This is a genomic window from Enterobacter cloacae complex sp. IR5412 (genome assembly GCF_049237385.1).
Lineage (GTDB): Bacteria > Pseudomonadota > Gammaproteobacteria > Enterobacterales > Enterobacteriaceae > Enterobacter > Enterobacter intestinihominis.
Window position 1 is genome coordinate 312,416 of sequence record NZ_JBMKHQ010000004.1, and the last position, 23,019, is coordinate 335,434.

The following is a 23,019-nucleotide window of genomic DNA, read 5'->3' on the forward strand; positions in this document are numbered from 1 at the left end:
CTTTTTAAGGAACCAGTAATTCACTAATCTGGAGATCTTTTCAACATCGTGGAAATAAAGATGAGTATATTCAATGAGTTTGGACAACCTGTAGGGGAAAGCCTTACCGACTGGCAGCCTCGCCCGCACCCGTCCCGGGTGGTACTTCAGGGTCGCTATTGTCGGCTTGAGCCGCTGCGCGTGGAGCATGCCCACGCGTTGTTCTCTGCGTATTCCCTGGCCGGAGATACCCGAAGCTGGACGTGGCTGCTGCGTGAACCCGATGCCACCGCAGAGGAGTTTGCCGAATGGGTGGCGAGCGTGAGCAAATTATCCGATCCCATCCACTTTAGCGTTATCGATAACCAGACCCAATCTCCTGTCGGGACGCTGTCCCTTATGCGGATCGATCCTAAAAACGGCGTTGTAGAAGTGGGACATGTTCACTTCTCGTCACTGTTAAGCCGCACGCCCATGTCGACAGAAGCGCAGTATCTGCTGATGCGGTACGTGTTCGATACCCTGGGCTACCGACGTTATGAATGGAAGTGCAACAGCCTGAACGAACCCTCCCGCAAAGCGGCCCTGCGTCTTGGGTTTCAGTTTGAAGGGCGTTTTCGCCAGGCGCTGGTCATTAAAGGCCGAAACCGGGACACCGACTGGTTTTCAATTCTCGACAAAGAGTGGTCAGCGCTGGCGAGCGCGTTTGAAAGCTGGCTTGCCACCGACAATTTTACCGTCGATGGCAAACAGAAAAGATCCCTGGAAAGCTGGCGAGAAACGCGCCTCTAGCGTCTTTTTTTACGCCCCTGCACCGCCTTAAAGCGCGGGTTAGATTTGCAAATCACGTATAAGCGTCCCTTGCGTTTGACTATCTGGCAATCCGGGTGACGCTGTTTTGCACTGCGCAATGAGTTAAGCACCTGCATGATTAGCCTCGCTTCGCATCAAGAAAGCCACCAAAACGCTTGCGGAAGCGTGCCGCGCTGCCATCCGTCGAGAAGGTCTTCTGCTTCCCGGTATAAAACGGATGTGATTTAGAGGAGACATCAAGAGTAACGTAGGGATACGTTTTCCCCTCAAGTTCAATTTCACGGTCTGTCTTAATCGTTGAGCCAACTTTAAAATATTCATTAGCCGTGGTGTCGTGAAACACAACGGTGCGATAGGTTGGATGGATATTCGGTTTCATCTCTGGCCTTCATGTATTGTTATAACATAACAAAATACTATCTGAGCTTTGCTGCAAAAACAACCCCTGTGACGCACAGCCTGTTTTTGAAAGGTTTTCAAATACTGCCAGAGACTGTTACATGCTATAACTATATCATTTAGCGATAAAAAATTTTTCCTCTGGCGCGCAAACTCCATGCCCTGGTCGGGCATATGGAAAGGATACAGCAGCATGCGAACCCGACATCTGGTCAGCCTGGTGACAGGCGTACTGATCTTCTCTGTGCTGGTCCCTGTGTGCCTCAGTATCTGGCTGGCGCATCGTCAGGCAGAGGCGAAATTTGTGGATGCACTGGATAGATATGCCTCGCGCGCCCTGATCCGTACCGACAGAGTCGTTGCGCAGGCAAAACAGGCGCTCACGCACCTACAGTTGTTCAACGCCCCGCCCTGCACTCCTCCGCACTTACGCGAAATGCGTCGTGTCGCGTTCTCATGGCGCTATATTCAGGAAGTGATGTATATCGATAACCTGAAGCCGCTCTGCTCCTCTCTGGAACAATCCAGTAATACGGCGATCTTACCGCCCCCGATGCGGATCACCGCAGACGGATATAGCGCGTGGCTCACCTCGCAAAACGACCTCGGCATTCACCGTTATATGGCCGTTCTGGGGAAAGGACATTATCTGGTAATGGTCGATCCGGCGTCGCTTGTGGATGTTGTCCCGTTCGGTGACATTTCGATGGATGCCGCCCTGGTGGGAAGCGAAACCCATCGGATATTTGCCAGAAGCAATATTCTCGACCCGTATATTCTTTCTGTCGTTAAGGAGCAGCAGGACGTTAAGCGCGTGCAATACAACGGCTCGATGTACGTGTTGAAACCGGTGCCAGAACTGGGGCTTACGGTTATTGCCTGGGCATCGTTAAAACCGCTCGCGGCATCCTGGCATCAGCAGCTGATCATCTGGCTACCGGCAGGCATACTGATAAGCCTGGTTGCAGCCCTTATTGTGCTTCGCATCCTCCGCCGTTTGCTGTCCCCGCGTAACCGGCTGATCGACGCGATCAACAACCGGGAGATCGAGGTTTACTATCAGCCCATTGTGGCGCTATGCAGTGGAAAACTGGTGGGTGCAGAAGCGCTGATGCGCTGGCCGCAGCCAGATGGCAGTGACCTGTCGCCTAATCTCTTTGTTCCCCTGGCGGAGCAGACGGGGCTTATTTCAACGCTGACGCAGCTGGTAGTGAATAAGTTGTTTGAGGATTTAGGTGCCTGGCTGCATCATCACCCGGAACTGCACATTTCTGTCAACCTTGCACCATCCGATTTAACGTCCCCCGAGCTGCCTCGCCTGCTGAGTCAATTGCTCAACAAATGGGGCGTCCACCCGCGCCAGATCGCCCTTGAATTGACCGAGCGCGGCTTTGCCGATCCTGCCGTCAGCGCCCCTGCCATCGCTGCGTTTCGGCGCTCCGGGCATGCCATCTACATTGATGATTTTGGTACGGGTTACTCCAGCCTGAGCTATTTGCAGGATCTTGATGTCGATACCCTGAAGATTGATAAATCCTTTGTGGACGCGCTGGAGTATAAGAACGTGACTCCCCACATCATCGAAATGGCCAAATCGCTTAAGCTGGCGATGGTCGCAGAAGGCATTGAAACTGAAGGGCAGCTCGAATGGTTGCATCGCCACGGCGTGCAGTACGGACAGGGCTGGTATTTCAGCAAGGCGCTGCCTAAAGAAGATTTCATTCGCTGGGCCGAGCACAACCTCAGGAAATAAACCCATTACGCGGTGTTACGTGCGGCCACGACAGTGGCCGCACGTTTCAGCTCAGCCGTTCTGCTGCCAGCTAAACGTGTAGCGCAGCCGACGGTTTTGCAGAATGAAGGCGGGGGCTACGCTCGGGCTCCATGAGTCGTCCCCCCCCACGCCCATGTGGAACGCATCAAGATTCAACCAGCAGCCATCCTCTTCCCGTAGCAAATGGTGATGCGTTGTCGTATGCAGTTGCTGCTGGCTGTAACGGCTCAGGGAGAAATGGAACTGTCCCTGGAAGTGATGTGAGCCAAACGTCAGCTCACGGGTGTCGCAGCGTAAACCGTTCTCCGTCGGGAAGATATACGGCGTCTGCATGGCGTCCAGCGGTAACGCCCAGCGCCCCTGCTGCGCCGCCAGTTTTCTGTCCGGATAGTTCTCCAGCGGGCCCAGCCCCAGCCAGCGCACCGTTTGCGGGATATCCGCCAGCATAACGCTCAGGCCCACGCGAGCGGGTTCAGGAATGTCAGACGCCACCGTCACCTGCACATCACCGTGCAGTAACCCGTGGTCATCAATCCGCCAGACCTTGTAGCTGATAAACAGCGCTTTACCCTGATGCTCCCAGACGTGCTGCGTGGTCACCACCACCTCACGGGCATGCTGTTCCGCTTCACACTGGATAAGGCGCGAGGATATCTCATACATCCCTGCCGCTTTCCAGCGTTCCACCCACGCGTTCGGATCGATGCGAGTCGCCTCGCTGATGCCAATGTCATTATCCAGCGGCGCGCGGGTAAAGTTATCCGTTAGCGGGGAACGGAGCGTTTCAGCGCCCGCGTTCCACCACTGGGTCAGGTTGCCGGTGAGACGGCTAAACTGCCAGCGCTGCTGCTGATGAGTGATGTCCAGCACCTCGTCCCGCACCGTTAACTGCGGAGGGGTTCCGCCTGCTTTCGGTGGCGTAAGGTACAGCGGAGCCGGGAGCGGCCACTGATCCCAGGCACAACGGTGGCCGGACGGCGACCACGGCGTGGCCTGCGGCTGAACGATCTCCACGTTGAGCCAGACCTCGCCCGGCTCAAAGACAAGTTCAGGCTGCGGGATCTCCACGCGCTGTGTCCCCTGGGGCGCAACAGAAAGGGTTATTTCGCCGGAAGCCAACACCACACCGTCACGCGCCACCGACCATCGCAGACTCTCGTTGTCAGTATGACGGAACAGATAATCGCTCTGGATATCGACGACCAGCGGAGCGGTGCTCACCAGCGTAAAGGTAAAGAACTGCTGGGCACGCTGTGCCTCGTAAAGGGCGGGATGCGAAGTGCGATCGGGAAACACCAGCCCGTTGAGGCAGAACTGACGATCGTTGGGCTTATCGCCAAAATCGCCGCCGTAGGCCCAGAATGCCGTGCCGTCTTCCGCTTTTTTCGTCAGTGCCTGATCGACCCAGTCCCAGACAAAGCCGCCCTGCAACCGGGGATGGCTGCGGAATGCCTGCCAGTAGCTGGCAAAGCCGCCAAAGCTGTTACCCATCGCGTGGGCATACTCGCACAGGATCAGCGGACGGGTTTCGTCCGGCATACCAATCCACTTTTTAATCGACCACTTTGGCACCGCCGGGAACGGCTGATCCTGATCGACGCGGGCATACATCGGGCAAATAATATCAGTTGCCGCCGTACTGGCCCCCCCGCCTTCGTACTGCACCGGCCGCGTGGGATCGGTGGTTTTCAGCCAGCGGTACAGCGCATCGTGATTCGCCCCATGCCCGGACTCATTCCCCAGGGACCAGATGATGATGGACGGATGATTCCGGTCCCGCTGCACCATACGCGTGACGCGTTCGCTCATGGCAGGCAGCCAGCGCGGATCGTCCGCCAGGCGGCTCATCGGCACCATGCCATGGGTTTCAATATTCGCCTCATCGACCACGTACAGGCCGTAGCGATCGCAAAGCGTGTACCACAGAGGGTGATTCGGATAATGCGAGCAGCGCACGGCATTGAAGTTATGCTGCTTCATCAGTTCGATGTCGCGGCGCATGGTCGCCTCATCCATCACCTGCCCCTTCTCAGGATGATGTTCATGACGGTTCACGCCGCGGATCAGCAGCGGTTTGCCGTTAAGCTTCAGCAGGCCGTTGCTGATTTCGACGCGTCTGAAACCGACATCGCAGGCTTCAGTCTCCAGCATGTTGCCCTGCACATCCCGAAGCGACATGGTCAAACGATAGCGTTCCGGTGTTTCAGCGCTCCACAGCGCGGGATTGTTCACGGGTATCGCCACCGTGAGCCGCTCCGCCCAACTGCCGCGTTCGTCCACGATGGCCGATCCGGGCTGTTGCGTGATTTGCGCGCAGGCTTCGCCGTTACGCCACAGGGTAAACGCCACCTCGCATTCGGCATAGCGTAAGCCTTCCAGCGCAACGTCAACCCGGAGCAGCGCCCGATCGCATTCGGCATTCAGATCGGTCACGATCTGATAATCGGCAATCTGCGTTTCCGGCTTGTGCAGCAGCGAGACGTCACGGAAAATGCCGCTCATCCGCCACATGTCCTGATCTTCCAGGTAGCTTCCGTCGCACCAGCGTAACACCATCACCGCCAGGCGGTTCTGTCCCGGTCGCAGCACCGCGCTGAGGTCGAACTCCGCAGGCAGACGGCTGTCCTGGGAATAGCCCATCCACTGGCCGTTACACCACAGATGAAAAGCTGAATTCACCCCATCAAAGATAATGCGGGTTTGCCCGCTGAGCAGCCAGGCATCATCCATGTCAAATGTGAGCGAGTAACAACCGGTTGGGTTTTCAGCCGGTACATAGGGCGGGTTCACATTTATCGGATAGGTGACGTTGGTGTAGATGGGGGTATCGAATCCCTCCATCTGCCAGTTCGACGGCACGGGCATCTCAACGGCATCAGACAGATCGCCCGTTACCCATGCCTCGGGCACCTGCTCTGGTGCCGGGAAAAAGCTGAATCGCCAGATGCCGTTAAGCAGACGCTCGCTCAGCGAAGGCTTATCCTCCCGGGCGAGGGTTTCATCGCGCCAGCTATGAAAAGGCGCGTGTGCGGCCAGACGATTCCACTGCGTCACGCCCGGGTTTTCCCAGTCACGACGAGCCAGAATTGCGCTGAGGGTCAGCGGCAATGTGGAAGACATATCAACCTCTTTGCGAAGCGCTCACAATTTTAGTCAACATGCCATGGTAAACGGTGGCGGTAAAGACTTTGATCGTCACCAGGCGAGCACGATCACAAAAGCGCTAGCTGCGCGCCAGTTTCTCCGCCAGCAGCGCCAGCGTTCTTAGCTGTTGCGCCAGCTCTTCACGATCGGCCTGTTGTACGGCGCGCGGCGCGGTGGAATGACGAACGATCAACGTAACGGGAAGTTGTTGTTGCCAGGGTTCGGCGTGACGGGCTGTTGCCAGGAGCCACTCCACGCTGCGTTCACCGGCCTCGCGGAACGCCTGCCGAACGGTGGTCAGCGGAGGGGAAAACCACGCGCTGTCAGCCGTATCATCAAACCCGACAACCGAGATCTGCCCCGGTACCGCAACGCCTTTTTCCGCACAGGCGCGTAAAACGCCAAGCGCCATCTGATCGTTCGCCACAAGGATCGCTTCCGGCAGCTGTGCGCCCGCCAGAAGCTGATGCCCTTTCTCGTAGCCCGAGGCCGCGCTCCAGTCGCCCTGCGCCACCGCAAACGCCTCAACGCCAGCCTGAGCCAGCGTAGTTTTCCATCCCGCCAGACGAGCCCGGGCAGAGACAGAACTTTCCGGCCCGGCGAGCAGCGCAATTCGCCGGTGCCCCAGCGAAAGCAGATGCTCCGTCCCCAGGGCAGCGCCCTGTTCAGCATTGAAAACGAGGCTGTTAACCCGAGCTGTGGGGGAAACATCAAGAAAAAGAACCGGGGTCGGCGAGGCCATTTCCTGAAGCATTTCTGCCTGAGCATCTTCCAGCGGAACGTTCACCAGCAGCGCCTCCACGCGCTGCGCCAGTAACTCCTGCAAAGCAGCCTGACACTGCGCGGGCTGCTCCACCATAGAGATGAGCACGCCAGCCCCCTGCTCCACTGCCCGGGATTTTACAGCTGAGGCGATTTGCGACGGCGCATGCAGCGCCAGATCGCTGGTCATCAGCCCCAGCGTGCGGGTGCGTTTTCCGGCCAGCTGCTGCGCGCCACGGTTAGGTACATAGTGTAGCGCCGCCATGGCCTGTCGGACCTTTTCCCGCGTACGGGCAGAAACGTGTTCCGCGTCGTTAATCACCCGGGAAACGGTCTGATAAGAAACGCCCGCCACGCGGGCAACGTCATAAAGAGTGATCGCTTTCATAGATTCTGGCGTCGTAAAAGGTAGTCACTATTCTGACACAGTTACGCCATTATAGCCTGTGAGCGCTTCGCAAAATTAAGCAATCCGCTCCGGCTGCGCGGCTTTCTGCATGCGCGGTCTCTGGCGAAACCACGGCAAACAAAGCTGGATCAGCGGGCCGATGGTTAACGCATACAGCACGGTTCCGACGCCAAACGCTCCCCCGAGGAGATAGCCGACGATCAACACGGTCACCTCGATTGCGGTACGCACGCTGCGGATCGACCAGCCCAGCCGGGCGTGTATGCCGGTCATCAGACCGTCGCGCGGGCCTGCGCCAAAACCCGCGCCGATATACATTCCGGTGGCAAGGGCGTTAACCACAATGCCGGAAACCAGCAGGGTGATGCGCACGGGCAGCGAGGTGAGTTCCGGGATCAATGCCATTGATGCATCTGCCGCCAGGCCAATACAAATCACGTTACTGACCGTACCCAGCCCCGGAAGCTGACGCAGCGGGATCCATAGCAGCAGCACCGCAGCCCCGGTTAAAATCATCACCGTGCCGATGCTCATTCCGGCCTGGATGGCGACGCCAAGGTGAAAAACATTCCAGGGATCAACACCCAGATCCGAACGAATAAACATCGCGGTTGAAAGTCCGTAAAGGGCTAAACCGACATAAAGTTGTACCAGACGACGCACCATTTTCTCTTCTCCGAAGAACCAGCTTCCATCTTCGCTGAAAATGGCACTATGATTAATGTCCAGTTTTCAAATAGTGGACTGCACATGTCATCACGTCGTTTTGGAAGCCAGTCTCTGGTTCGCCTGTTAGGGCACTGGCAACAAACCTCTTCCCGCACCCCGCGGTGGCGCCAGCTGGCTGACGCGTTACGCCTGTTAATTCTGGATGGCAGGCTGGCGCTAAACACTCGCCTGCCCGGAGAGCGGGAACTGGCCGCCGCACTGGACGTCAGCCGCACCACCATCAGCAGCGCGCTGGCGCATCTGCGTGAAGAGGGTTTTCTGGAGAGCCGTCACGGCAGCGGTTCCCGGGCGATCCTGCCAGACAGCCGGGCCGTGCCCACGCTTTCCACTGCCAGCGCGGCGCTGGATCTCTCAACCGCCGCGCTCAACGCAGGGCCAGAGATCCATCAGGCCTACACCCACGCGCTGACGACCATTACGCCGAATCTGGCGCTGACCGGGTACGATCAGCTTGGGCTTCCAGCGCTGCGTGAAGCTATCGCCGCCCGCTACACCGCACGCGGTCTGCCCACCCGGGCAGACGAAGTGATGGTGGTGAACGGTGCCGTCAGCGGCTTCGCCCTGATCTTAAGAATGATGACCGGGCCCGGGGATCGCGTGGTGGTGGATCATCCCACCTACCCGCTGGCGATAGCCGCGATTCAGGGGGCGCAATGCCGGCCCGTGGGCGTCTCGCTGCCAGAAACGGGCTGGGATACCGATGGTTTTGCCGCAACGCTTGCCCAGACAGCCCCGCGTCTGGCCTATCTAATGCCGGATTTTCATAATCCGACCGGGCGCTGCATGGATGCCGCGACGCGTCAGACCATAACCGACATCGCCGCGCAAACCCGCACCACGCTGGTGGTGGATGAAACCATGGTCGATCTCTGGTTCGATGCTCCCCCGCCGCCGCCGCTGGCCGCCTTTAACCCGGAGGCCGCGGTGATTACGCTGGGTTCCGCAGGCAAAAGCTTCTGGGGTGGGCTTCGTCTCGGCTGGATCCGCGCCTCGTCCCGTACTATCGCCACGCTCGCACAGACGCGCGATACGCTGGATCTGGGCTCTCCGGTGCTGGAACAGCTGGCCACGCTGTGGCTTATCGAAAACAGTGAAACCTTCCTGCCTGCCCGGCGGGAAATGCTGGCAGAACGGCGTGACCGCTGCGGCCAGATGTTACGGGAGCATTTCCCCGAATGGCGGTTTCAGGAAGCGGAGGGAGGACTTTCATACTGGATTGAACTACCCGGCATGCTGGCGACTCAACTGGCGGCACGTGCGGAAACGACAGGCATCATTATGGGCACCGGCACGCGCTTTGGGCTTTCAGGCGCGTTTGACCGCTACCTGCGTATGCCCTTCTCACTCAATTCGCCAGAACTTGAAGAGGCATTACTGCGTATCAAACCGCTGTGGCTTGCCTTAAATAAAAGTACACCGCCAGTAAAACGGAGCCTGGTGTAAATTATTCGCCAGAAACAATAAAAACAGCTGACTGTAACGCATGCAGTCAGCTGTTTTCATGAAGAACAACTTAATGTTGAGGAGGAATCGGGAAGCCTTTCAGCGAAATAATGAAATTTTCACCTTCTTTCTTTATTTTCGCACCGGTATCACACCAGTCAGACGCAATTCGAAAGAACTCATCACTTCCTACATTCCAGCCAAGACGAACATGTTTCACATAGCCCGAACGTAACAGATTGCAGGCCTCGTTGTAATCGCTGGCAGTCGATAGTTGTTGTTTCATTTTCTCTTCTTCAGAAGTTTACGTAGTGCTTTGATTTCTTTAGGAGTAAATGGATTTACACTCTCTTCTTCCGTATGCTGATTATCAACATCCTCTTCCGATACTCCCGCCTCTTCTACTGCTTCAAATGCCAGCAGCAGCAGTTTCTCTGTGGTCACGCTTAAATTCTCATTATTGTCTTCCGCATAGTGGCGGAGTCTTTCTTTTAGCGCTTCATCAATTTTAACGTTTAAAACCGCAGTTACCATGATTGTCACATCCTTTCGGAACACGTGTTTAATTTAATACACGAAGATAAGTTTGTTATCCAGATATATATTTTTTTGCTTATGACAACAAAAAGACGCCCGATAATAAAATGACAGTCTATTATTACAGGTTTATGACATTATTATTTCAGTTCAATGAAGGATATATTGCACGAACAAAATAGGCACATAATTGAGAAGGTTTATATAGGGGGGAAACTTCAGAGAAGAACACAAATGGGTGGGGGCCCTGCCAGCTACATCCCGGCACCCACGTCGTCTGCCCTGGCTGCTTCCTTCCGGACCTGACCTGGTGAACAGAGTAGCGTTGCGGGAGAACCAACAGAGCCCCCATTGAGAGCGTTGATAACCAACGCGCTGGCGCATTATCCCTGTGGAGCACCTCAATTGCAAGCCGCTGGCAACTGGATGCTGGATTATTGCGCAAACTGAACCGACAATCTTCTTTATCTTCGTATAACATTACCCTTCGCTGATTTCCCGCTGGAGAAACAATGGACGAACACGACTCTTTCCCACAGCGAGTGTGGCAAATCGTGGCCTCGATTCCAGAAGGCTGTGTTACGACCTATGGGGAAGTCGCCCGACTGGCGGGCTCTCCGCGCGCAGCGCGTCAGGTTGGCGGCGTGCTAAGAAGGCTTCCGGAGGGAAGTACGTTACCATGGCACCGGGTCGTTAATCGCCATGGTGCCATTTCCCTCACCGGGCCAGACTTGCAGCGCCAGCGTCAGGCATTACTCTCAGAAGGGGTACAGGTGTCCGGGACGGGACAGATAGATATGCAGAAGTATCGCTGGGAATACTGACGCCCTCTCCCGTCAAGATGAAGAGGGCGAAAGAAAGTTACAACTGTGTTGGCGGTGTAGGCAAGGTCGGCTGATTGGTCTGCGTTGCCACAGGCACTTCAGTCTGCTGCACCGGGACCAGGGTCAGGTCGATTTTGGTGCCCCCTTTGTTGACCGCTTCCTGCACGGTATCGGTGATAAAGACCAGCTTATCGTTGATCGTTACCGCCGCGCTCAGGAGGATACGCGCGTTAGGCTGAACGTCAGACGGGTTGTACGGCAGCACGAAGCTGAACGGCGCCTGTTTACCCTCTGTACGAACTGCACGCTGTGCAAGGACTTTAGACGGTGCATCCGCCAGAGACGCATCGGATAACGTGACCGTTAAAACCGCGTCCGGCGGCAGAGCGACTTTCTGTTTGATCCAGATGGTACCGGACACGTTAGGCTGTCGAATAGCTTGCTGTGAAAGGGTGTTAATCCCGTTTGGGGTCGCCGTTGGTACCGCTACATCGGCACTCTTATCCGCACAGGCGGACAACGCCACCGCCATTGCAACACCGCTTAACATAGGCACGAGTTTCATTGAAGTCTCCTTATCATCAATGCACCGGCGGGATCGATCCCATCCGATGTCGTTTTATTCACATAACGTAAACAAGTGTGGCACAAATCACGGATTTATGCCTAATTTTGCCCAGGTATTAAGATAATTCTACCCATCGGACCACTATCGTTTCTGCGTTATACTCAGCGTATCTTTCGCCACGGCGTTTATTGAGGACCACTATGAGTCAGGCACTGAACAATCTGCTGACATTGCTGAACCTGGAAAAAATAGAAGAAGGGCTTTTTCGCGGACAAAGCGAAGATTTAGGCTTACGCCAGGTTTTTGGGGGCCAGGTCGTGGGGCAAGCGCTATATGCCGCTAAGGAGACCGTTCCGGCAGACCGTCTGGTGCACTCATTCCACAGCTACTTTTTACGCCCCGGTGACAGCGCTAAACCGATTGTGTACGACGTGGAAGTTCTGCGTGACGGCCAAAGCTTCAGCGCTCGCCGTGTGGCGGCCATCCAGCATGGGAAACCCATCTTCTACATGACCGCCTCCTTCCAGGCGCCAGAGCCGGGCTATGAGCATCAAAAACAGATGCCGTCTGCCCCATCGCCGGACGATCTGAAATCGGAAACCGAAATTGCCCGCGCACTCGCACATCTGCTGCCGCCGCAGGTAAAAGAGAAGTTTCTGTGCGATAAACCGCTGGAGATCCGCCCGGTCGAATTTCATAACCCAATGAAGGGGCATACTGCTGAGCCCACCCGCCAGGTGTGGATCCGCGCCAACGGCAGCGTACCGGCAGACTTGCGCGTGCATCAGTATCTGCTGGGTTATGCGTCGGATTTCAACTTCCTGCCGGTTGCGCTACAGCCGCACGGCGTGGGATTCCTGGAAAAAGGGATGCAGGTCGCCACGATTGACCATTCCATGTGGTTCCATCGTCCTTTCGATATGAACGAGTGGCTGCTTTACAGCGTAGAAAGTACCTCTGCGTCCAGCGCACGCGGTTTTGTTCGCGGGGAGTTTTACACCCAGGATGGTGTGCTGGTGGCTTCTACCGTGCAGGAAGGTGTGATGCGTAATCGCGGGTGAGGTAAAAAGCCCGGTCGCTACGCTTACCGGGCCTGCAAATTTCACTTTTTCAGGCCGGGTAAGGCGAAGCCACCACCCGGCAAGGCACTCAAATTATGCGTTGTACGCATTCTCGCCGTGGCTGTTGACGTCCAGACCTTCGCGCTCCTGCTCTTCCGGTACGCGCAGCCCCACGGTCATATCGGCCAGCTTGTAGCCGATAAAGGCTACAACGCCCGACCAGACAACCGTAATCGCGATACTTTCAAGCTGGACCAGCACCTGATGCATCATGGTCACGCCTTCAGCATAACCCACGCCGCCCAAAGATTGTGCAGCAAAGATACCGGTCATGATACAGCCGATAATGCCGCACACACCGTGTACGCCGAATACATCACACGGATCGTCAACGCGCAGAATACGTTTCAGTGCGGTAACGCCCCACAGCCCCGCCAGACCCGCGACGATACCGATCAGCAATGCGCCGCCCACGCCCACGTAACCGCATGCTGGCGTAATACCTACCAGACCGGCAATCGCCCCAGAACAGGCACCCAGCAGGGATGGCTTGCCGCGAACGGCCCACTCGCCAAATACCCATGAGAGGATGGCCCCGGCAGTTGCCACCACGGTATTCACGAAGGCCAGCGCGGCGATTTCGTTAGCGGCGCTGGCTGAACCTGCGTTGAAGCCGAACCAGCCAAAGTAGAGGATGGCGGTGCCGGTAAAGACCATCGGCAGGTTGTGCGGCTTAAATGCTTCTTTCCCGAAGCCCACGCGCTTGCCAATCAGGTATGCGCCTACCAGGCCGGCTACGGCGGCGTTGATGTGAACAACGGTGCCGCCCGCAAAGTCCAGAGCGCCATGGGAAGCCAACAGACCACCGCCCCAGACCATATGCGCAATCGGGACATAGGAGAGCGTCAGCCAGACCACCACGAAAATCAGTACCGCTGAGAAGCGGATACGCTCAGCCAGCGCGCCCACAATCAGCCCCACGGTGATGCACGCGAATGAGCCCTGGAACGCGACATGAATATACTGATAGAAGCTGCCCATTACCGCGGTCAGTTCGATATTTTTCAGCATCGCCCAGTTAACGTTGCCGAAGAAGGCGTTACCCTCCCCGAAGGCCAGCGAGTAACCGTAAACCACCCACAGCACGCACACCAGCGCGAACGTGACGGCAACCTGCGTCAGCATGGAGAGTACGTTCTTGCCGCGGATCAGGCCGCCGTAAAACAGCGCGATCCCCGGAATCGTCATGAACAGCACCAGCGCGGTGCAAATCATCATAAAGGCATTATCGGCTTTGTCTGCCACAGCAGGTGCAGCCATTGCCAGGCCCGGCAGCAGTGCCAGCGAACCCAGACCTGTTTTCATTGTTGCTTTCATCATTTTCTCGATCCCTATCACTGTGTGCCAGGAGTTACTTACAACGCCGCTTCGTCAGATTCGCCGGTACGGATGCGAATGACGCGCTGTAGTTCGGCAACGAAAATTTTGCCGTCGCCAATTTTTCCGGTGTAGGCCGCTTTGCTGACGACATCAATCACCTCATCAAGCTGATCGTCGGCAATCGCCACATCAATCTTCACTTTTGGCAGGAAGTTAACGCTGTATTCCGCCCCGCGATAAAGCTCGGCATGACCTTTCTGACGCCCAAAGCCTTTCACTTCGGTGACAGTCAGCCCCTGAATACCCATGGAAGACAGCGCTTCACGCACGTCTTCGAGTTTGAATGGTTTGATTACCACCGTAACCAGCTTCATATATCCCCTCCAGTCAGAATTCGGTAATGGCCGCAGCTAACACGAGAGGGATATTGCAAAGGGTGTGCCAGAAGTGAAATGTGAGGAGGAAAGCGCCGCGGCGCGCATGCGCCGCGAAGGGGTGAAAAAAAACGCACCATGGCAGTGCAGGGTGCGTTTCAGTTTTGCACCAACGGTTAAGACTGTTAGCGCATTGCCTTGTTATGGTGCATCAGGCGCTGAGCGACTCCTCCTCGCGCACGCTGGCGGCCAGCTCGTCGCCTGCCAGCTGCAACTGATACATCTGCCAGTAGCGTCCTTTCGCCTCGAGCAGCGCTTTGTGCGTACCCCGTTCAACGGCCTGGCCACGGTGCAGCACCAGAATGGTATCGGCATCGACGATCGTTGAGAGGCGGTGAGCGATCACCACCAGCGTAGTGCGATCCCGCACGGCAGCCAGCGCCAGCTGGATCGCCTGTTCGGTACCGGAGTCGATGCTTGCGGTCGCTTCATCCAGAATCAACACCTGCGGCGTCTCAATCAGCACGCGCGCCAGCGCCAGGAGCTGCTTTTGCCCGACAGAGAGGTTATTGCCTTGCTCGCCCAACCGGGTATTGATCCCCTCGCTTAACCCGCGCGCCAGATCTGCCAGCTGCACCGTTTCCAGCACCTCCCATACCTGCTCAGGCGTGAAAGATCGTCCCAGCGTCACGTTGGCATAAAAGGTATCCGCCAGCACTACCGGATCCTGCTGCACCATCGCGACGCCTTTACGCAACGCGTTGTGGCTAAGCGCGGAAAGAGGCCGTCCATCCAGACGGATCTCCCCCTGCGTCAACGGATAGTAGCCCATCAGCAAACTGGCGAGCGTGCTTTTGCCGCTGCCGGTATGCCCAACCAGGGCGACAAAACCGCGCGACGGTACCTCGAGGTTGATATCCTGCAAGACAAGCTGATCGTCGCGGTAGGCAAACGAGACATGATCAAACGCTATGGATCCACTTTCCAGCGGACGTTCATCATCGCCATAGGTCTGACGCGGCCTGTCCATCAGCTCAAACACACGCTCACCCGCGACTACCGCCTGTTGCAGCATCGATTGCTGCGTAGTGAGTTCAATCAGCGGTTCGTTAAGACGGCCAAGGTAACTGATAAACGCGTACAGCACTCCCACCTCAATGGTTCCGCGCGTCGTCAGGCCAAACAGCATCAACAACCCGCACAGCACCAGCGCAGAGAAGAGGCTCAGCAGCGGGCGTAACAGGAAGCCGTCCAGACGTAACGTCTGCATCCGCGCCATATAGTGCGAGCGGCTGGCTTCTCCCATTCGCTCGCCAAAACGCGCCTGCTGGCGAAACTGCTGGATAACGCTCATGCCGTTGATCACTTCGTTGAAGCCATCATTGATATCTGCAAGGTAAGCGCGCACGCGACGAACAATCGGCGTGCTGTAGCGCTGGTAAATTACCATCACAATCAGCACCGCCGGGAAAATAGCGATCGCCACCAGCGCCATCCGCCAGTCCAGACTGAACATCGCCACCAGCATCGCGCCAATCAATGCGGCACTGCGCAGAACCGTTGCGACAACGGTCACATAAAGGTCGCGGATCACCTCGGTGTCATTGGTGACGCGCGAAATAACCTGCCCGACCGGCTGGGTATCAAACTCGCTCAGCGGCTGGCGCAGCGCGGCATCCATCACATCTGTGCGTAGCTGCTGGACCACGCCCACGGCGGCCCGGTTAAACAGCAGCGACTGCGCATAGTGCAGCCCCGCCGCCGTCAGCTGTAGCCCGACATACGCCACACCCAGCCCCGCCACCAGCCCCAGCGGCAGATAGCTTTTCGCCACCATGTTATCGATAAAATAGCTGATAAGCAGCGGACCGGTCACCTCCGCAATCGCGGCGATCCACAGTAACAGCACGGCGATGGAAAGCGGTTTGCGCCACGGTGAGCCATAGGCGAGCAGCCGTTTTAACGTCGGCCACATCTGTCCAAACTTACGCATCGGTGACCTCCTCATCCAGCGCAGCTTCAAGCTGTTGATAGCGGTACATATCCCGATACCAGCCGGCCTGCCCGGCGAGCTGTTCATGCTGACCACGTTGGGCAATATGCCCGTGCTGAAGCACCAGAATTTCACTGGCTTCGGTAAGGGCCGACAGACGGTGCGCGCTGATGATGACCGTGCGCCCCTCCCCCCACTGGCGAAGGTTATGCAGAATTTGATGCTCGGTACGCCCGTCAACCGCGGACAGCGCATCATCCAGAATCAGGATCTCAGCGTCCAGCAGCAGCGCGCGGGCAATAGAGATACGCTGTTTTTGTCCACCGGAGAGCATAACGCCCCGCTCACCCACTTCTGTGTCGTAGCCCTGCGGCAGGCGCAGAATATCATCATGGACGCTGGCTAAGCGCGCCACATGCTCGATCTGGCCCTGTGTCGCCGTCGGGCACCCGAGCGCGATATTGTTGGCTATGGTGTCTGAAAACAAAAACGGCGTCTGGCTGACGACCGCCAGGCGGCTGCGCCAGTCATCCAGCAGCAGACGTGGCAGGGAGATGTCATGGAAACGGATATCGCCTTCGCTCACGTCAAAATGGCGCTGAATCAGTGACAGAATGGTGCTTTTACCGGAGCCCGTCGGGCCGCAGATGCCCAGCATCTGACCAGGACGCAGCGTGAAACTGACGTTTTCAAGCACCGGATGTTCCGTTTGCGGGTAGATGAAGACGCGGATATCAGCCTTCAGAACACCCGGACCTTCCGGTACCGGCTCGCTGCCATCGTTCACTACCGGTACTTCCGCCAGCATGGCGCGGATACGGCTGTAGGCGGCGCTCCCACGTTCAACGATGTTAAACATCCAGGCCAGCGCCAGCATCGGCCAAATCATCAGCCCGAGGTACATCGCAAAGCTGGTTAACTGCCCGAGGGTCATGGTGCCTCGCACCACCATCCAGCTGCCGCCGCCCACCGCCAGCAGGTTCGCCATGCCAATCGCAATATAAATTGTCGGATCAAAGCGGGCGTCTATACGCGCCACGCGCATGTTTTTCGCACCGGTATCGGCGGCGTCGGCCGCAAACAGCGCGGACTGCCTGTCTTCCAGACCAAACGCTTTGATCATGCGGATGCTGGTCATGCTCTCCTGGGTGCGATCGTTTAACGACGAGAACGCCGCCTGCGCCAGCTTAAAGCGTTCATGGAGCTGCTCGCCGTAGCGGTTAATCGCCAGCGCCATCAGCGGCATCGGCAGCAGCGCCAGCAGCGTGAGCTCCCAGCTAATTTGCGTAGACATCACAATCAGTACCGCACAGCCCATCACCAGGGAATCCACCAGCGTTAACACCCCTTCACCGGCGGCAAACACCACACGGTCCACATCGTTAGTGGCGCGGGCGATGAGATCCCCGGTACGGTGACGCAGATAAAACTCAGGGTGCTGGCGGCTCAGCTGGCGGTAAAAGTCCTCGCGCAGCTCAACGGCAAGCTGATAGGACGCGCCGAACAGCAGCACGCGCCAGACATAACGCAGCAGGTAAACCACCACGGCCGTCAACACCAGCGTACCGACCCACATCATCACCCGTGCGGCGGTATAATGTTGTTCCGTAACACCATCCACGACGTATCCCACCACTTTGGGCGGGATCAGTTGCAAAATGGCAATGATAATAAGCAGGGCCACCGCGCCGAGGTAGCGTTGCCACTCCCGACGAAAGTACCAGCTTAATTGGGCAAATAATCGCACGCGGTCTTTTCCTGAAGATATTTTATGAAGTTATTCAATGGGTAACGCTGTGGTGTATTTAATCTGTTCCATGGCGAAACTGGAGGTGACATCGGACAAGCCCGGTACGCTATTGACCAGCCGCTTGTAAAAATCATCGTAGCGCTTCATGTCTGCCACCTGAACACGCATCAGATAGTCGTATTCCCCCGCCATGCGCCAGAAGCCGAGCACCTCGGGCATGTCGGAAACCTGGGTGACAAAGCGGCTGTACCATTCGCTGCTGTGATGCTGCGTTTTTATCAGGACGAAGGCGGTCAGTCCAAGCCCCAGTTTTTCGGGGTCCAGCAGCGCCACACGTCCCAGCAGAATGCCATCGTCTTCCAGCTTCTTGAGGCGCTTCCAGCACGGTGTGGTGGTCAGATTAACGGCATCTGCCAGCGCCTGCAAAGAGAGGGTGCAGTCGCTTTGCAGCAAAGAAAGCAGCTTGCGGTCAATTTTATCTAGCATATCCACCTCCCAGAGAAAATTATTCTCCTTACATTCTATTTTAAAGGCCAGATAGCAACAATTTTTTCTGTGCTTTTCGCTATGCTGGGCACAAAATGACAAACGGATAACTACGATGAATAGCACCTGGGTTAAACATGCCATCAGCGAAATAAATGCCGACTATCAGCGCTCGGCAGACACCCATTTGATCCGCCTGCCTTTGCCTGGATTTCCCGGCATTCAGCTTTACCTGAAGGATGAAAGTACCCATCCTACCGGCAGCCTCAAGCATCGCCTGGCGCGTTCACTCTTTTTATACGGTTTATGTAACGGCTGGATTAAAGAAGGCACCACGATTATTGAATCGTCGTCCGGATCAACTGCCGTCTCAGAGGCCTACTTTGCCCGCCTGCTGGGCCTGCCGTTTATCGCTGTGATGCCCTCCTGCACGGCGAAACGTAAAGTTGAACAGATCGAATTTTACGGCGGACGCTGCCACTTTGTGGAAAGCGCCTGCGAAATCTATGCGGCCTCCGAAATGCTGGCCCGCGAACTAAATGGTCACTATATGGACCAGTTCACCTTCGCCGAGCGCGCCACCGACTGGCGCGGCAATAATAACATTGCGGACAGCATTTTCCGCCAGATGACCCACGAGCTACATCCCGTCCCCTCTTACATTGTCATGAGCGCGGGCACGGGCGGAACCTCCGCCACCATCGGACGTTATATCCGCTGTCAGGGTTATGATACGCAGCTGATGGTGGTTGACCCTCAGAACTCGGTGTTCCTTGATTACTGGCAATCTCGCGATGCCAGCCTGCGCAGCCCTGTGGGGAGCAAGATCGAAGGAATTGGTCGCCCGCGCGTCGAACCCTCGTTCATTCCGGACGTTGTGGATGAGATGCTCCGCGTGCCGGACGCCGCCAGCGTCGCGACGGCGCACTGGCTGGAGACACAGCTTGGCCGTAAGGTCGGAGCCTCTACCGGCACCAATATGTGGGGGGCGCTACAACTGGCCGCGAGAATGCGTGAAGAAGGCCTTAGCGGCTCTGTCGTCACGCTGCTGTGCGACAGCGGGGAACGCTACCTGGACACCTATTACAACGCAGAATGGGTACAGGCCAATATTGGCGATGTTGAACCGTGGAAAGCGCAGATTTCGCATCTGGTGAAATAAAAAAAGCCAGGCTTTAGCCTGGCTTGCTGGAAGGATCTCGCTATTCGGGGGAATATGGGAGGTTATTTTTGTCCAGCCAATGCGTCAAAAAATGGGACACCGCTTCGTTACGACAGTGTCCGATAACCGGTAAATGCGGGAGCGCGGCGATAAGTTGCGGCATCGCGTTCCCCATAATCAGACCACGGCCTACGCTGCTCAGCATCTCGTGGTCGTTCATGGCGTCACCAAAGGCCATACAGTCCTGCATCGTCAGCCCCAGACGATCGCTCAGCACCGCCAGCGCAGATCCTTTGTTACAGCCCACCGGCAGCACTTCAAGACAGTCCACCGCCGAGAAGGTCAGGTGCGCCCGGTCGCCCAGCGCCTCGTTAAGCTGAATACGCAGGCGGCAGAGATCGTCGTGATCGCCGCAGAAGCAGATCTTGGTTACCTTGTGTGCCGGAATGCGGCGCAAATCGATGAGCTGATATTTAAAGCCACTGTAAACGTGAGCGTGCAGCAAGGCCGGGATCTCACGCCCGGTAAACCAGCCTTCATCGTTAAAAACATGCACGCTGGCCTGCGTATCCCAGGTGCTGTGCAGGACGATGTCCGCCACTTCCGGATCCAGATCCTGACGGTGCAGCACATCGCCCTCGACGGAGTGAATGCGCGTCCCGTTGCCGGTGATCAGGAACGCATCGAGGGCAAATGTTCCCAGCAGATGGCGCATCTCCAGCACATGACGACCAGTGGCAAACGTCAGGGTGACTTCACGCTCGCGCAGGCGCTTAAGTGTGTTCAGGGTTTTCTCCCCTAAACGGTGATCCGGCATTAACAGCGTGCCGTCCATATCAAATGCAGCGAGCCGAGCCATAATTACTCCCGAAATGTGATGCGGTTAACTTGTGCATCAGTATTACGTGAGATATACGGAAGTAATAGTGAATAGATGATAATTATTGTTCCGGGTTTTTCATGCGCCAGCTTAACCGTCTTAACCAGTATCAGCGTCTGTGGCACCCCTCCGCCGGCGCAACGCAGCAGGTGACCATCAGTGAACTTGCCAGCCGCTGCTTTTGCAGCGAGCGACATGTACGCACCCTGCTGCGCCAGGCGCAGGAGGCGGGCTGGCTAAGCTGGCACGCCCGCTCCGGACGAGGAAAGCGTGGGGAATTACGCTTTCACGTCACCCCGGATTCGTTGCGTAATACGATGATGGAAGAGGCCCTGAAAAGTGGACAGCAGCACAACGCGCTGGAGCTGGCCCAGCTCGCGCCTGAAGATTTGCGATCGCTGCTGCATCCGTTTATGGGCGGGCAATGGCATAACGATACGCCGACGCTGCGTATTCCCTACTATCGCTCGCTGGAGCCGCTTCAGCCGGGGTTTCTCCCTGGCCGGGCGGAGCAGCATCTGGCGGGACAGGTATTCTCTGGTTTGACGCGTTTTAATGGTAACAGCAGTGAACCCACGGGCGATCTGGCGCATCACTGGGAAGTCTCTGCTGACGGCCTGCGCTGGCATTTCTTCATACGCTCCACCCTGCACTGGCATAACGGCGATAAAATAGAGACGGCACAGCTCAGGCAAAGCCTGACGGCGCTGCTATCGCAGCCCGGCATGGACACGCTTTTCCGCAGCGTCTTACGTATCGAAACCACGCATCCGCAAAGCCTGACATTTATTCTCCATCAACCTGACTACTGGCTGGCGCACAGGCTGGCAACCTACTGTAGCCGTCTGGCGCATCCCGATTACCCCGTGGTGGGCAGCGGTCCCTTTCGGCTGAGCGTTTTTGAGCCTGAACTGGTGCGTCTGGAAAGCCACGAGCAGTATCACCTTGGTCATCCGTTACTTAAGGCTATCGAGTACTGGATCACGCCCCAGCTTTTTGACTACAGTCTGGGCACCAGCTGTCGCCACCCGGTGCAAATCGCCATTGGCGAGGCCGACGAGCTGGCCAGCCTGCGGCTGGTGAGTAACAGCACCAGTCTGGGCTTCTGCTACCTCACGCTGAAACAAAGTCCGCGTCTGAGCGAACTTCAGGCAAAGCGGCTGATTAATATCATTCATCTCTCAACGCTGCTTCACACGCTTCCCCTGAACGAAGGGCTCATCACTCCTACCGAAGAACTGCTTCCCGGCTGGGCGATCCCCCAGTGGACTGATTTAACCGACGTTGTGCTGCCAGAGGCATTGACGCTTGTCTACCACCTGCCGGTTGAGCTTCACACCATGGCCAGTCAGTTAAAAGCATACCTTGCGCGGCAGGGGTGTGAACTGACCGTCATCTTTCACGACGCCAAGACGTGGGACGGTTGCCAGCAGCTTGCCGATGCAGACATCATGATGGGAGACAGACTGATTGGCGAAGCGCCAGCGTACACTCTTGAGCAATGGCTCCGCTGCGATGCGCTCTGGCCGCATCTGCTGAGCGCACCGGCATACGCCCATTTGCAGGCCACGCTGGATGCGGTGCAGACGCAGGCCGACGAACGTGACCGACACGCAGGACTTCAGGCTATCTTCAGCCGGTTAATGGAGACAGCCGTCCTGACGCCGCTCTTTAACTACCAGTATCAAATCAGCGCGCCTCCGGGGGTCAACGGCATACGCCTTAACACTCGCGGCTGGTTTGACTTCACCGAAGCCTGGCTTCCTCCACCAAACGCGTGAAGAAGCTGGTCGCGGCTTTAGCCAGGCGTTAACATGACGCTTTTACCGTAACTGTCGAGATGATCTATGAAACGTGCCGTCGTCGTGTTCAGCGGAGGACAAGATTCCACAACCTGCCTGATTCAGGCACTTCACCAGTATGATGAAGTGCACTGCGTCACTTTTGATTATGGTCAGCGTCATCGCGCTGAAATCGATGTCGCTCGTGAACTGGCCCTCAAACTGGGCGCCCGAGCTCATAAAGTGCTGGACGTGACGCTGTTAAATGAACTGGCCGTCAGCAGCCTCACTCGCGACAGCATTCCGGTGCCTGATTACGAACCGGATGCCAGCGGCATTCCGAATACCTTCGTACCTGGGCGTAATATTCTCTTCCTGACCCTGACGGCAATCTATGCCTACCAGGTGAAAGCCGAAGCGGTGATCACGGGCGTGTGTGAGACCGACTTCTCTGGCTACCCGGACTGCCGGGATGAATTCGTGAAAGCGCTCAATCACGCCGTGGATCTGGGAATGGCAAAAGAGACCCGCTTCGAAACGCCGCTGATGTGGCTGGATAAAGCCGAAACCTGGGCGCTGGCCGACTACTGGGGCAAGCTGGATATCGTTCGCAACGAGACCCTGACCTGCTACAACGGCATTAAAGGGGACGGCTGCGGGCAGTGTGCCGCCTGTAACCTGCGCGCGAACGGTCTGAATCATTATCTTGCGGATAAAGCGGGCGTGATGGCCGCGATGCAGAAAAAGACCGGTCTGAAATAAGGGCTAACT

Annotated in this window: 22 protein-coding genes and 1 other RNA gene; 8 read left to right on the forward strand and 15 right to left on the reverse strand. The window is 56.8% G+C overall.

Annotation, left to right across the window (positions count from 1 at the left end; all coding sequences use genetic code 11):
* Window positions 1–60: 60 nt before the first annotated feature.
* Window positions 61–771 carry a GNAT family N-acetyltransferase gene (locus tag ACOTX2_RS10170; RefSeq protein WP_046620525.1) on the forward strand — a complete coding sequence of 237 codons (711 nt, stop codon included), beginning with the start codon at window positions 61–63 and terminating at the stop codon, window positions 769–771.
* On the opposite strand, the gene ykgO is transcribed toward ACOTX2_RS10170, so the two are convergent.
* Window positions 768–908: a type B 50S ribosomal protein L36 gene (ykgO, locus tag ACOTX2_RS10175; protein WP_003859006.1), complete on the reverse strand. Its 141-nt coding sequence runs from the start codon at window positions 906–908 to the stop codon at window positions 768–770. The genes ACOTX2_RS10170 and ykgO overlap by 4 nt on opposite strands.
* Before the next feature lie 2 nt (window positions 909–910).
* Entirely contained in the window at window positions 911–1,171 is a 261-nt protein-coding gene (locus ACOTX2_RS10180) for a type B 50S ribosomal protein L31 (RefSeq protein WP_015571255.1), read from the reverse strand.
* A gap of 213 nt (window positions 1,172–1,384) precedes the next feature.
* On the opposite strand from ACOTX2_RS10180, the gene ACOTX2_RS10185 reads away from it, so the two are divergent.
* Window positions 1,385–2,944: an EAL domain-containing protein gene (locus ACOTX2_RS10185; protein ID WP_100148825.1), complete on the forward strand. Its 1,560-nt coding sequence runs from the start codon at window positions 1,385–1,387 to the stop codon at window positions 2,942–2,944.
* Between the two features lie 51 nt (window positions 2,945–2,995).
* Here ACOTX2_RS10185 and ACOTX2_RS10190 read toward each other — a convergent pair whose 3' ends face one another.
* The 3 genes from ACOTX2_RS10190 to ACOTX2_RS10200 all read right to left on the reverse strand — a co-directional run bounded on the left by ACOTX2_RS10190 (window position 2,996) and on the right by ACOTX2_RS10200 (window position 7,946).
* Window positions 2,996–6,085 (reverse strand): beta-galactosidase, encoded by a 3,090-nt coding sequence (locus ACOTX2_RS10190; RefSeq protein WP_063843847.1) that lies wholly within the window; start codon window positions 6,083–6,085, stop codon window positions 2,996–2,998.
* A gap of 103 nt (window positions 6,086–6,188) precedes the next feature.
* On the reverse strand, window positions 6,189–7,259 hold the full coding sequence (locus tag ACOTX2_RS10195) for a LacI family DNA-binding transcriptional regulator (protein ID WP_045307885.1): 1,071 nt from the start codon (window positions 7,257–7,259) through the stop codon (window positions 6,189–6,191).
* 75 nt (window positions 7,260–7,334) lie between these two features.
* On the reverse strand, window positions 7,335–7,946 hold the full coding sequence (locus ACOTX2_RS10200) for a YczE/YyaS/YitT family protein (protein WP_022647263.1): 612 nt from the start codon (window positions 7,944–7,946) through the stop codon (window positions 7,335–7,337).
* 84 nt (window positions 7,947–8,030) lie between these two features.
* On the opposite strand from ACOTX2_RS10200, the gene ACOTX2_RS10205 reads away from it, so the two are divergent.
* On the forward strand, window positions 8,031–9,452 hold the full coding sequence (locus tag ACOTX2_RS10205) for a PLP-dependent aminotransferase family protein (RefSeq protein ID WP_022647262.1): 1,422 nt from the start codon (window positions 8,031–8,033) through the stop codon (window positions 9,450–9,452).
* Between the two features lie 70 nt (window positions 9,453–9,522).
* Here ACOTX2_RS10205 and ACOTX2_RS10210 read toward each other — a convergent pair whose 3' ends face one another.
* The 3 genes from ACOTX2_RS10210 to ffs all read right to left on the reverse strand — a co-directional run bounded on the left by ACOTX2_RS10210 (window position 9,523) and on the right by ffs (window position 10,331).
* Window positions 9,523–9,738 (reverse strand): hypothetical protein, encoded by a 216-nt coding sequence (locus ACOTX2_RS10210; protein ID WP_006809861.1) that lies wholly within the window; start codon window positions 9,736–9,738, stop codon window positions 9,523–9,525.
* A complete protein-coding gene (locus ACOTX2_RS10215) occupies window positions 9,735–9,986 on the reverse strand; it encodes a hypothetical protein (protein WP_022647261.1) in 252 nt (83 codons plus the stop codon). Before ACOTX2_RS10215 ends, ACOTX2_RS10210 begins: the two co-directional genes overlap by 4 nt.
* A gap of 248 nt (window positions 9,987–10,234) precedes the next feature.
* Window positions 10,235–10,331: signal recognition particle sRNA small type (gene ffs / locus ACOTX2_RS10220), an RNA gene on the reverse strand.
* A 170-nt stretch (window positions 10,332–10,501) separates the two neighbouring features.
* Between ffs and ACOTX2_RS10225 the strand changes: the two genes are divergently transcribed.
* The gene (locus ACOTX2_RS10225) at window positions 10,502–10,813 is read left to right on the forward strand and encodes an MGMT family protein (RefSeq protein ID WP_022647260.1); all 312 of its coding nucleotides are present in this window, start codon (window positions 10,502–10,504) and stop codon (window positions 10,811–10,813) included.
* Between the two features lie 37 nt (window positions 10,814–10,850).
* On the opposite strand, the gene ACOTX2_RS10230 is transcribed toward ACOTX2_RS10225, so the two are convergent.
* On the reverse strand, window positions 10,851–11,378 hold the full coding sequence (locus ACOTX2_RS10230; RefSeq protein ID WP_022647259.1) for a YbaY family lipoprotein: 528 nt from the start codon (window positions 11,376–11,378) through the stop codon (window positions 10,851–10,853).
* 203 nt (window positions 11,379–11,581) lie between these two features.
* On the opposite strand from ACOTX2_RS10230, the gene tesB reads away from it, so the two are divergent.
* The gene (tesB, locus tag ACOTX2_RS10235; protein WP_022647258.1) at window positions 11,582–12,442 is read left to right on the forward strand and encodes an acyl-CoA thioesterase II; all 861 of its coding nucleotides are present in this window, start codon (window positions 11,582–11,584) and stop codon (window positions 12,440–12,442) included.
* A gap of 93 nt (window positions 12,443–12,535) precedes the next feature.
* Here the strand turns inward: tesB and amtB are convergent, their stop codons facing one another.
* The 5 genes from amtB to ACOTX2_RS10260 all read right to left on the reverse strand — a co-directional run bounded on the left by amtB (window position 12,536) and on the right by ACOTX2_RS10260 (window position 18,425).
* Complete coding sequence (gene amtB, locus ACOTX2_RS10240) at window positions 12,536–13,822, reverse strand: ammonium transporter AmtB (RefSeq protein WP_022647257.1); 1,287 nt, start codon at window positions 13,820–13,822, stop codon at window positions 12,536–12,538.
* Between the two features lie 35 nt (window positions 13,823–13,857).
* The gene (glnK, locus tag ACOTX2_RS10245) at window positions 13,858–14,196 is read right to left on the reverse strand and encodes a P-II family nitrogen regulator (protein ID WP_006809867.1); all 339 of its coding nucleotides are present in this window, start codon (window positions 14,194–14,196) and stop codon (window positions 13,858–13,860) included.
* A 211-nt stretch (window positions 14,197–14,407) separates the two neighbouring features.
* The gene (locus tag ACOTX2_RS10250) at window positions 14,408–16,189 is read right to left on the reverse strand and encodes a SmdB family multidrug efflux ABC transporter permease/ATP-binding protein (RefSeq protein ID WP_022647256.1); all 1,782 of its coding nucleotides are present in this window, start codon (window positions 16,187–16,189) and stop codon (window positions 14,408–14,410) included.
* Window positions 16,182–17,936: a SmdA family multidrug ABC transporter permease/ATP-binding protein gene (locus ACOTX2_RS10255; protein ID WP_063147919.1), complete on the reverse strand. Its 1,755-nt coding sequence runs from the start codon at window positions 17,934–17,936 to the stop codon at window positions 16,182–16,184. Before ACOTX2_RS10255 ends, ACOTX2_RS10250 begins: the two co-directional genes overlap by 8 nt.
* 30 nt (window positions 17,937–17,966) lie before the next feature.
* Window positions 17,967–18,425, reverse strand: coding sequence for an Lrp/AsnC family transcriptional regulator (locus ACOTX2_RS10260; RefSeq protein ID WP_022647254.1), 459 nt, complete (start codon window positions 18,423–18,425; stop codon window positions 17,967–17,969).
* A 115-nt stretch (window positions 18,426–18,540) separates the two neighbouring features.
* On the opposite strand from ACOTX2_RS10260, the gene ACOTX2_RS10265 reads away from it, so the two are divergent.
* Complete coding sequence (locus ACOTX2_RS10265; RefSeq protein WP_063843846.1) at window positions 18,541–19,587, forward strand: PLP-dependent cysteine synthase family protein; 1,047 nt, start codon at window positions 18,541–18,543, stop codon at window positions 19,585–19,587.
* A gap of 40 nt (window positions 19,588–19,627) precedes the next feature.
* On the opposite strand, the gene cof is transcribed toward ACOTX2_RS10265, so the two are convergent.
* Complete coding sequence (cof, locus tag ACOTX2_RS10270) at window positions 19,628–20,446, reverse strand: HMP-PP phosphatase (protein WP_023299454.1); 819 nt, start codon at window positions 20,444–20,446, stop codon at window positions 19,628–19,630.
* Window positions 20,447–20,547: 101 nt separating this feature from the next.
* On the opposite strand from cof, the gene ACOTX2_RS10275 reads away from it, so the two are divergent.
* Window positions 20,548–22,248, forward strand: coding sequence for an SgrR family transcriptional regulator (locus ACOTX2_RS10275; RefSeq protein WP_063147917.1), 1,701 nt, complete (start codon window positions 20,548–20,550; stop codon window positions 22,246–22,248).
* Window positions 22,249–22,314: 66 nt separating this feature from the next.
* A complete protein-coding gene (gene queC / locus ACOTX2_RS10280) occupies window positions 22,315–23,010 on the forward strand; it encodes a 7-cyano-7-deazaguanine synthase QueC (protein WP_022647250.1) in 696 nt (231 codons plus the stop codon).
* Window positions 23,011–23,019: the final 9 nt, after the last annotated feature.

What these genes read in the sequence shown, in the direction of transcription:
- ACOTX2_RS10195 (WP_045307885.1), bottom strand. Translation starts at nt 7,259, where the DNA reads ATGAAAGCGATCACTCTTTATGACGTTGCCCGCGTGGCGGGCGTTTCT.
- ACOTX2_RS10170 (WP_046620525.1), top strand. Translation starts at nt 61, where the DNA reads ATGAGTATATTCAATGAGTTTGGACAACCTGTAGGGGAAAGCCTTACC.
- ACOTX2_RS10250 (WP_022647256.1), bottom strand. Translation starts at nt 16,189, where the DNA reads ATGCGTAAGTTTGGACAGATGTGGCCGACGTTAAAACGGCTGCTCGCC.
- ACOTX2_RS10210 (WP_006809861.1), bottom strand. Translation starts at nt 9,738, where the DNA reads ATGAAACAACAACTATCGACTGCCAGCGATTACAACGAGGCCTGCAAT.
- ACOTX2_RS10260 (WP_022647254.1), bottom strand. Translation starts at nt 18,425, where the DNA reads ATGCTAGATAAAATTGACCGCAAGCTGCTTTCTTTGCTGCAAAGCGAC.
- cof (WP_023299454.1), bottom strand. Translation starts at nt 20,446, where the DNA reads ATGGCTCGGCTCGCTGCATTTGATATGGACGGCACGCTGTTAATGCCG.
- ACOTX2_RS10265 (WP_063843846.1), top strand. Translation starts at nt 18,541, where the DNA reads ATGAATAGCACCTGGGTTAAACATGCCATCAGCGAAATAAATGCCGAC.
- ykgO (WP_003859006.1), bottom strand. Translation starts at nt 908, where the DNA reads ATGCAGGTGCTTAACTCATTGCGCAGTGCAAAACAGCGTCACCCGGAT.
- ACOTX2_RS10230 (WP_022647259.1), bottom strand. Translation starts at nt 11,378, where the DNA reads ATGAAACTCGTGCCTATGTTAAGCGGTGTTGCAATGGCGGTGGCGTTG.
- ACOTX2_RS10185 (WP_100148825.1), top strand. Translation starts at nt 1,385, where the DNA reads ATGCGAACCCGACATCTGGTCAGCCTGGTGACAGGCGTACTGATCTTC.
- ACOTX2_RS10215 (WP_022647261.1), bottom strand. Translation starts at nt 9,986, where the DNA reads ATGGTAACTGCGGTTTTAAACGTTAAAATTGATGAAGCGCTAAAAGAA.
- amtB (WP_022647257.1), bottom strand. Translation starts at nt 13,822, where the DNA reads ATGATGAAAGCAACAATGAAAACAGGTCTGGGTTCGCTGGCACTGCTG.
- ACOTX2_RS10205 (WP_022647262.1), top strand. Translation starts at nt 8,031, where the DNA reads ATGTCATCACGTCGTTTTGGAAGCCAGTCTCTGGTTCGCCTGTTAGGG.
- ACOTX2_RS10200 (WP_022647263.1), bottom strand. Translation starts at nt 7,946, where the DNA reads ATGGTGCGTCGTCTGGTACAACTTTATGTCGGTTTAGCCCTTTACGGA.
- ACOTX2_RS10275 (WP_063147917.1), top strand. Translation starts at nt 20,548, where the DNA reads ATGCGCCAGCTTAACCGTCTTAACCAGTATCAGCGTCTGTGGCACCCC.
- glnK (WP_006809867.1), bottom strand. Translation starts at nt 14,196, where the DNA reads ATGAAGCTGGTTACGGTGGTAATCAAACCATTCAAACTCGAAGACGTG.
- ACOTX2_RS10190 (WP_063843847.1), bottom strand. Translation starts at nt 6,085, where the DNA reads ATGTCTTCCACATTGCCGCTGACCCTCAGCGCAATTCTGGCTCGTCGT.
- queC (WP_022647250.1), top strand. Translation starts at nt 22,315, where the DNA reads ATGAAACGTGCCGTCGTCGTGTTCAGCGGAGGACAAGATTCCACAACC.
- ACOTX2_RS10180 (WP_015571255.1), bottom strand. Translation starts at nt 1,171, where the DNA reads ATGAAACCGAATATCCATCCAACCTATCGCACCGTTGTGTTTCACGAC.
- ACOTX2_RS10225 (WP_022647260.1), top strand. Translation starts at nt 10,502, where the DNA reads ATGGACGAACACGACTCTTTCCCACAGCGAGTGTGGCAAATCGTGGCC.
- tesB (WP_022647258.1), top strand. Translation starts at nt 11,582, where the DNA reads ATGAGTCAGGCACTGAACAATCTGCTGACATTGCTGAACCTGGAAAAA.